This window comes from Rhizobium sp. RCC_161_2 (assembly GCF_041355235.1).
In the GTDB taxonomy this organism is placed as follows: Bacteria; Pseudomonadota; Alphaproteobacteria; order Rhizobiales; family Rhizobiaceae; genus Rhizobium.
Map to the genome: position 1 here is coordinate 71122 of NZ_JBFUPL010000018.1, position 6501 is coordinate 77622.

The following is a 6501-nucleotide window of genomic DNA, read 5'->3' on the forward strand; positions in this document are numbered from 1 at the left end:
GATCACCTGTGACAAATGTTGCATTGGACAAGCTTCGTCGGCTCGATGCCGTAGGCCTTCACCACTAGCTCGCCGAAATCCTTGTGCTGTTCGGGATGAGCGTCCCAATCGGACCAGTCCATGCGCGTTACCTCGTCTGGGGGGCGCAGATTCGGTGCTGGGTTCCGGTGACAATTCAGACACCATTGCATCTGGAAGGGCTGGGCACGCGCCATTAGCGGCATTCGGTCGACGCGGCCATGGCAGGTCACGCAGGGAACGCCTCGGGCAATGTGGATCGAGTGATTGAAATAGACGTAGTCCGGCAGGCGGGAGATGCGGTTCCATAGCAATGGCACGTTCGCCGCCAGACTATGACGCACGGGAGCCAACATTCCCGCACCGGTCCATATCTGCGAATGACAACTCATGCAGATGTATGTCGCAGGCAGGCCGGCGCGAACGCTTGTCTCCACCGACGTGTGGCAGTAACGGCAGTCGATACCAAGTCCGGCAACATGGTGCTCATGGCTGAAGGGAATCGGCTGGTCCTGGACCCAGCCGACCAGCGTTCCATAACTCGAGCTGGCGTAACCGCCGATAAACAGCACGATCAGGAATATCAGGATGGCAGCGGCAAACAGGGACGCGCGCAGTCTCGTGTCAGCGGAAGCCGTGAATATCTGCACCACCAAATTTTCCTGAATTCGCTTTTGCGATCAAGTCAAACACGGATTTTGCTTGAAAGTTCCCAGCTCCAACGCCTTCGGGCCATAAAAGCCGATCGAGCTATGCGAAAGCCCGCTCGCCGCGGAACAATGTGCCGGGATCTTGGTTTTGTCCCGCGGATTGGCAAGGCTGCCGATCATTCTCGATGGAGAGCGATCATGAAACATCAACAACCTCGCGATGGCGCGCCGGGTACGACGGACCAATCGCCACGATGGGAGGGGCCAAAGGGATCAAAACCTGCCGGCTATCTTCCAGCCAAGGACGGTGGAGAAGCTGCGCGCGATGCTCTTGGTGAAAACATCAATCATCCGCGCAAGCGCAAGGTTTCCGACGCGCTGAAGCAAAAGGACGACGATTGACAGCGGCCCTCCTGCGACATTGTGACGTCACGATAAGGATGCTGGTACCATAGAAACGGCCGCTGGTTCGGATCAGCAGTTTTATCAGGAGGAGGGTCATGCCCCGCCCGAATGTCGGTTCTTCCTTCGCATGGTTTGCAAGCGCCTTAGGGATCGTCATTTCACTCATCGGGATTGGCGCTATCCGCTGGCGGGCTCGCCGAGAAGGTCCCCGTCGTCGTGGAGAGCTTGCGGGTCGAACCCGTCGAGCGTCACGCCTATGTCTGCGGCATGGCGAGGACATGCCGGGAGATCAAGGATTGACGATGGAAACGATCGCAGTCCCCCAGGTTTTCGTGCGCCACCAAATGACGAGGCGGCAGAGGACCTGAGCCTCAGGATTTAGAGGCGTGCTCCGGCTCCCCTTGCGCTTGTCCGCAGCCATGTCGTGAAGCTCCTTTTCGCTCATGGAGTCAACCATCTTTTTCGAAGCGCCTTTCAACTCCCTCTTCTTCTTTTCGCCGCGCTTGGCGGCAAGGGCGGCACCACCTGCCATCTGTTGTGATTTTGACTTTGCAGGCATGAAGGACCTCTGACGAGAACTCTTCTACCGGCGCAATTCCACCGGAAAATCTGACCGGACAATTCGGCCCGCGCGTGCCATCGGCTGACTTCTGGCTGGCAGCGATCATTGAAAATTCAGATGATGCCATCGTCAGCAAAACCTTGGATGGGAATATTACAAGCTGGAACAGGGGTGCCGAGCACCTCTTCGGAATCGTAGCGGAAGAAGCGATCGGCAAGCCGATTACAATCGTTATCCCAGACGATCGGCTTCACGAGGAAACAACAATTCTCGAACGTATTCGCCGAGGCGAGCCTGTCGAACATTACGAAACCGTGCGGCGACGTAAGGACGGCAGCACGGTCGATGTCTCCTTGATGGTCTCGCCGGTGCGCGATAGCAGCGGATCGATTGTCGGAGCATCGAAGATCGCACGAGATATTTCCGAGCTCAAACACGAGCGCGAACGCCAGATGTTGCTGTTGCGGGAGATGAACCATCGGATCAAGAATCTGTTCGCAATCGCCAATGCGTTGATTACCATGAGCCAGCGATCGGCCGCGAGCACCAAGGATCTTGCAGACGATTTGCGCGGCCGTCTCATTTCCTTGGCGCGTGTTCACGACCTGACATTGCCAAAACTGTCCGAAGATATAACCAATTGTGCGACGACGACTCTTTTTTCTCTTTGGGCGCGGTTCTTTCCGTACACCAGGAAGAAGGGCGGCAGCGCATACAGATCCGTGGTTCCGACGTCGCGATCGACGGCTCCGCCCTGACGTCCTTGGCATTACTGCTGCACGAATTCGCCGCCAACGCGGTGAATACGGAGCTCTCTCCATGCCGGAAGGGCAGATCAGGATCGAATTGAAAGTCGATGATCAGCTCGAACTTATATGGACGGAGACCGGGGGCCCCGCAGTTGTGGCGCCGGGAGATTTAGTTCTGCGTACCGTCGCGGCTCGGATGGGCCGGTGTGCTTTCGATGCCCTGCTGATTGTTCTCCGTTCTGTTAGTAGGCGCCGGCTGAGCCGATTGCCCGGCGGGAAGGGTACTGTCGATCGTCCCGCCCCGCGGCGCGTCACCGATGGACGAGGCTGGAGCAGATGGGGCGGTTTGAGACTTACTAGGCTCGATGTAATGACCCCATATCTCGACGCCCGCCCAAACAATCGCCGCCAGAACCAGCGCCGTAATCAAGACGATGAATACAGGCATGCCACGTACGCCTTGCCGGGCTTCGGTCGCCGAGAGCGGTTTTCTGTGTTCGTTGAAGGACGCCATGAAAGCCTCCGGTTGTTGAAGGATGCTAGTGATCAAACTCATATCCGCGGTGATGGTTCCGCTACACCACCGACATTCGATGAATGGGATAGGGAGCCGCGATGTCACAACCTGAGGCGTTGGCGACGCGCATGTCGTGGTGGCGGGGCGTGAACTGAGTCGTTGGACACCGATGCCACGCGGGACTTGGCTTTAGTTCGCCTGCCGTTCGATCTGCAACCAGAAATAACTATAGGGCTGAAACGTCAGTGGATAGGGATTGTCGCCTACAGTCGGGAACCTTGCCCGGCCAAACAGCTCTGTCGGCACGCCGCCCGCGCGCTCCGGCAAATCGATTCGTGCTGCTTGCGGCGTGTTCGAGAGGTTCGCGACGCAAAGCAGGCAGTCGTCGCGATACTCCCTGAGGTAGGCGATAGTGGCCGAATTGTCAGTTTGCAAAAACCGGATAGAACCTCGACCGAATGCTTCATGCTGGGCGCGAATTGCCAGAGTGCCGCGAATCCAGTTCAGGAGGGAATGCGGGTCATTCTCCTGGACTGCAACATTGATGACGCGAAACCCGAATTGGGCGCTATTGATGACTGGAAGCGCAAGCTTGCCCGAACTGCCGCTGGAAAACCCGCCATTCTTGCCGTTTGACCATTGCATCGGCGTGCGGACTCCATCCCTGTCGCCGAGTTCGAGATCGTCGCCCATGCCAATCTCGTCCCCGTAGTAAAGCACGGGACTGCCGGGCAGCGATAGCAACAGCATGTGCAAGAGCTCCACGCGACGCCTGTCTTGATCCATCAAAGGCGAAAGGCGCCGCCTGATCCCGAGATTGAGGCGCGCACGTCTGTCGGAGGCATAGGTGTCCCACAGGAAGTTCCGCTCGGCTTCCGTCACCATTTCCAGGGTCAACTCGTCATGATTTCTCCAGAAAATAGCCCATTGGCAGTTGTCAGGAATGTCTTGGGTCTGCTCCACCATCGTGACGATTGGCTGACGATCTCCCTTGGCGATTGCCATGAATATTCGCGGCATCAGTGGAAAGTGGAATGCCATGTGGCATTCGTCGTCCTCTCCAAAATATTCCCGCGCTTGTTCGGGCCACTGATTGGCCTCGGCGAGAAGAACAATACCGGGAAAGCTGGCATCGAGCGTTTTTCGAATGAGCTTGAGCAGCGCATGTGTTTCCGGGAGGTTCTCGTTGTTCGTCGCTTCGCGCTCGACGAGATGCGGAACCGCGTCGAGGCGGAAGCCGTCCACGCCGATGTCGAGCCAGAAGCACATGATATTCAACAGCGCTTCAATGACTTTTGGATTGTGATAGTTGAGGTCCGGCTGATGGGAATAGAAGCGGTGCCAGAAGTAAGCCCCGGCGACGGGGTCCCACGTCCAATTGGATCTTTCGGTGTCCACAAAGATGATGCGCGTCTCGGCGAACTTATCCTCGGTGTCTGACCAGACGTAAAAATCCCGTTCGGGAGAGCCGGCAGGCGCATGTCTGGCACGCTGAAACAAGGGACGCTGATCAGACGTGTGGTTGATGACCAACTCGACAATCACCCGCATCTTGCGCAGATGAGCGGCATCGACAAATTGTTTGAAGTCATCGAGGCTACCGAATTCCGGACTGATGCCTTGGTAGTCCAGCACGTCATAGCCATCATCGCGCCGGGGAGATGGATAAAAGGGCAGTAACCAGATCGCGTTGACGCCGAGCGATGCCAGATAGTCCAGCTTCTGCGTTAGTCCCGTGAAATCGCCGAAACCATCGCCGTTGGCATCGAAGAAAGACTTCACATGCAGCTGTTAGATGATGACATCCTTGTGCCAGAGAGGATAGCGAAGCTCGTGCTCAGTCTTGGCCAATCGCTTCACTCCTACCAGTTTCCACATTCGGTGGGTTCCAGCTTTTATAAACTAAAGGCAGGCGTCACATCTTCAAGGCCGTGGTTGCAAATCCAAGTTGAAGATGCGCGCTGACATCCGATGCGGTTGGTCGGGAACAATCAGCGATAGGGTTTGTTTAAAACAGCACAGTGCAAAGAAAAGTGCCGATTGGGGCTAAGACAAGAGCATTTCAAAATCCAGCGTGGCCTTTATCACCCAAAGACAGCTACGGTTGATTTGATTGTGATGCCTCCTTGGTGGCTCCGGCGCATTTGGCGACCGGTCGCAGCGCGGAACACTTGCAGCAATTGCAGTGCGGGCGGTACGCGGGACCAAAGGATCTTTCCGCTCTCCTTACCGCTCCGGTCTCTTCGCACAGCTTGGCCGATAACAACGCGCTGAGACCATCGGAAGCTGATTTCATGGAAATACAGGTCGGCAAGTTCCGGGCTGATGTGATGAAAGACACCCGCGATAGTTCGTCGAACCCGAGCGTTGAACCCTTCGGCCGAGTTGACATGGACGGTATCGCGGACATATTCGCGGCTGGAATGATTGACCGTCTCATGTACGGCGAAGCTCTCGCCTATGGCAACGAATGCCTTTGCTTCATCACTCATCAAATGCGCATGAAGTTCGACTTGCGGCGCAATCACACCTACGGCAGCACGCAATGAAAGGCCGGTGACGACCGCGGCACTGGCATCGCCCGCTGGGGAGCCAGGAGTGACCTCCGCCAGCCGCTGCACAATCGCCATGACCGGCGTTTTCTGTGTTTTTGCCTGCCCTTTGCGGCCTCGCCCCCGCGGCGGATCATCGGGATGCTTCCCGGGTCTACCACCAAGATAGAAGTGGTCGACTTCGACCGTGCCGTCGAGCATATGCTCGGGCGCCACCATGAGGCCCAACGCATAACCGATCCGCCGTTCTGCGCCGCCTCTCCCCGTATCTTGGAGAGGTGACAGGCAAACGCATTTGCAATGTGCAAGGCTCGCACGGCCGCATTGCGGTAGCACTCGCGCGGCAGGGCGTGGACGTGACGGTTATCGATTTCTCAGAGGAGAATCGGCGCTTCGCGCTCGACCTCGCCGCAGCCGCCGGGGTGACGATCGACTACGCCCTCTGCGATATCATGGAGGCGGGTGGTCTAGTTAAGGCTCGCGACTTCGATGTTCTTGTCCTTGAGCTTGGAATTCTCCACTATCATCAAGATATCGAAGGCTTTTTCACCGTGATGCGCAAGCTTGCGAGAGATGGCGGCACTCCTCCTCCTAAACGAGTTTCATCCGATTCAGAGAAAGCTGTTCTGGACCGAAGGACCGCAGGATTATTTCCAGACCGACCTGGTGGAGGCCGACGTGCCAAACCCCGACGTCACAGGCGTAAGCTTGGGAAGGTGCTTGTATCGCTTTTGGACCTTGGGCGACATTCTGACGGCGGTCATCAAGGCCGGGTTCACCATCGTTAGGCTGGACGAGCATCCGGATAGAACGGACTCAACTATTCCGGGCTCCTTCACGTTGCTCGCGCTTGCGTAATCTTCGTCGCGGTCCAGCATGACGGTCTGGCGACTGGCCAAGCGGGAATAACCGGCGATCCAGTTAAGTAATTCGCTATGTTTCTACAGCCAATTTGGAAAAGATCTCAAATACCGCCAAACCGCTCAAGCATCTTTCGAAGCTGAACGTTCTGTTGACGCAGATGTTCTGCCAGCAAGCCCTGCAACCG

At 56.8% G+C, this 6501-nt stretch carries 5 protein-coding genes and 4 pseudogenes; 4 read left to right on the forward strand and 5 right to left on the reverse strand.

Translation table 11 applies throughout. The features are described 5' to 3' along the window. Positions 1 to 2: 2 nt before the first annotated feature. Complete coding sequence (locus AB6803_RS29935; protein ID WP_371112282.1) at positions 3 to 671, reverse strand: cytochrome c3 family protein; 669 nt, start codon at positions 669 to 671, stop codon at positions 3 to 5. Positions 672 to 866: 195 nt separating this feature from the next. Between AB6803_RS29935 and AB6803_RS29940 the strand changes: the two genes are divergently transcribed. Beyond that, a complete protein-coding gene (locus AB6803_RS29940) occupies positions 867 to 1070 on the forward strand; it encodes a hypothetical protein (protein ID WP_371112283.1) in 204 nt (67 codons plus the stop codon). A 374-nt stretch (positions 1071 to 1444) separates the two neighbouring features. Here the strand turns inward: AB6803_RS29940 and AB6803_RS29945 are convergent. Further along, positions 1445 to 1632, reverse strand: a pseudogene (locus tag AB6803_RS29945) (DUF3008 family protein). 74 nt (positions 1633 to 1706) lie between these two features. Between AB6803_RS29945 and AB6803_RS29950 the strand changes: the two are divergent. Further along, positions 1707 to 2393, forward strand: a complete 687-nt coding sequence (locus AB6803_RS29950) for a PAS domain S-box protein (protein ID WP_371112284.1) — start codon at positions 1707 to 1709, stop codon at positions 2391 to 2393. A gap of 160 nt (positions 2394 to 2553) precedes the next feature. Here the strand turns inward: AB6803_RS29950 and AB6803_RS29955 are convergent, their stop codons facing one another. The 3 genes and pseudogenes from AB6803_RS29955 to AB6803_RS29965 all read right to left on the reverse strand — a co-directional run. After that, positions 2554 to 2898 carry a hypothetical protein gene (locus AB6803_RS29955; protein WP_371112285.1) on the reverse strand — a complete coding sequence of 115 codons (345 nt, stop codon included), beginning with the start codon at positions 2896 to 2898 and terminating at the stop codon, positions 2554 to 2556. A gap of 195 nt (positions 2899 to 3093) precedes the next feature. Beyond that, a pseudogene (gene treS, locus AB6803_RS29960) lies at positions 3094 to 4779 on the reverse strand (maltose alpha-D-glucosyltransferase); the annotation flags it as partial. Positions 4780 to 4985: 206 nt separating this feature from the next. Then, a pseudogene (locus tag AB6803_RS29965) lies at positions 4986 to 5696 on the reverse strand (IS1595 family transposase); the annotation flags it as partial. A 113-nt stretch (positions 5697 to 5809) separates the two neighbouring features. On the opposite strand from AB6803_RS29965, the pseudogene AB6803_RS29970 reads away from it, so the two are divergent. Next, positions 5810 to 5974, forward strand: a pseudogene (locus AB6803_RS29970) (SAM-dependent methyltransferase); the annotation flags it as partial. Positions 5975 to 6026: 52 nt separating this feature from the next. Next, positions 6027 to 6311 carry a hypothetical protein gene (locus tag AB6803_RS29975; protein ID WP_371112290.1) on the forward strand — a complete coding sequence of 95 codons (285 nt, stop codon included), beginning with the start codon at positions 6027 to 6029 and terminating at the stop codon, positions 6309 to 6311. The last annotated feature ends 190 nt before the right edge of the window (positions 6312 to 6501 follow it).

What these genes read in the sequence shown, in the direction of transcription:
- AB6803_RS29940 (WP_371112283.1), top strand. Translation starts at nt 867, where the DNA reads ATGAAACATCAACAACCTCGCGATGGCGCGCCGGGTACGACGGACCAA.
- AB6803_RS29955 (WP_371112285.1), bottom strand. Translation starts at nt 2,898, where the DNA reads ATGGCGTCCTTCAACGAACACAGAAAACCGCTCTCGGCGACCGAAGCC.
- AB6803_RS29975 (WP_371112290.1), top strand. Translation starts at nt 6,027, where the DNA reads ATGGCGGCACTCCTCCTCCTAAACGAGTTTCATCCGATTCAGAGAAAG.